Source organism: Streptomyces sp. WAC05292 (genome assembly GCF_003949955.1).
In the GTDB taxonomy this organism is placed as follows: domain Bacteria; phylum Actinomycetota; class Actinomycetes; order Streptomycetales; family Streptomycetaceae; genus Streptomyces; species Streptomyces globosus.
Genome location: NZ_RPSE01000748.1, coordinates 1 through 1,167, shown reverse-complemented (window position 1 = coordinate 1,167; position 1,167 = coordinate 1). Strand labels below are relative to the sequence as shown.

1 protein-coding gene and 1 pseudogene are annotated in these 1,167 nt (G+C 79.3%); one reads left to right on the top strand and one right to left on the bottom strand.

Annotated elements, in window-relative coordinates:
* Positions 1-619: HAAS signaling domain-containing protein (locus EF903_RS32800; RefSeq protein ID WP_399422229.1), on the bottom strand; the 619-nt coding region annotated here is incomplete at its 3' end.
* A gap of 85 nt (positions 620-704) precedes the next feature.
* Here EF903_RS32800 and EF903_RS32795 point away from each other — a divergent pair.
* Positions 705-1,167 (top strand): annotated as a pseudogene (locus EF903_RS32795) (DNA-binding protein); the annotation flags it as partial.

Genomic DNA, 1,167 nt, shown 5'->3' with positions numbered 1-1,167 from the left:
GTTCACGCAGGTGGCGCAGGAGGGTCTGCTTCTCCTTCTCCTCCTTGCGCTCTTGCCGCGGCGCCTCCTTCGCCCCGGCCGGGCCGGCGCCGCCCCCGTCCTGCGGGCGGGAGAACAGCTCCGGGATCTCGATGCCGCCGGCGAAGCCCTCCACCTGCGGCCCCGTCCCGTACGGGCCCGGCGCGACCCGCCACCAGTCGGGCTCCGCACCGGCGTCCGCGCCGAGTTCGGCGAGGCCCGCCAGGTGCGGCGGCGCCGGCGCCTGCCCCGCGGGCGGCTCGGGCGGCGCGGGCTTGGACCGCAGGCGGCGGGCCGGGCGGTCCGGACGGTCGGGGCCCCGCTGGGCGGGCACGGACGCCGCGGCCTCCTCCGGGTCCGCGGCCGGGCCGGGGCCGGGGCCGGCGCCGTTGACGACCTCCTCCGGGGTGCCGAGCCGCTCCAGGATCCGCCGCACCGCGGCCGGCGTCTCCGGCTCGTACCTGGCCCGCCGCCGGTCGATCTCGTCCCGCAGTCCCGCCACCAGCCGCATCCGGTCGCCCGACGGCAGCTGCCGCTGCTGCGCCAAGTCCCCGACCCGGCTCAGGTATTCGTAGACGAGGTGGTCGCTCTCGATCCCCATGCCCGCATCCTCCCCGGCGCCCTGACCGCAATGTAGCGCGTGCGCCCGTGGAGCCCGCGACGGCGCAGCGGATACCGTTGGCCGGATGGGGACCGGCCGATGCGACCAGGAGGCGACCGTGCCTGAACCGAGCAGCACCGCAGCGAACGGCGCCCCGCGCTCCCTCGCCGAGGCGCTGCGCGCCCGCGACGACGCGGCGCTGGCGGCCCTGCTGCACGCCCGCCCGGACCTCCTCAGCCCCGTCCCGGGCGACGTGACGCAGCTCGCCACCCGGGCCGGGACCCGCGCCTCGGTGGTGCGCGCCCTGGACCGGCTGGACCGGTTCGCGCTGCAGACCGCGGAGGCGCTCGCCGTCGCCCCGGACCCCTGTCCCTACGGGGTGCTGGAATCCCTCCTCGCCGGGGCCGGCGAGGACGCGCCGGACAACGGCACCCGCGCCGCGCTCCCCCGCGCCCTCGCGACCCTGCGCGACCAGGCCCTCGTCTGGGGCGGCGACGAGCGGCTCCGCCTGGTCCGCACCGCCCGCGAGCTCCTCGCCGGCCCCGGCG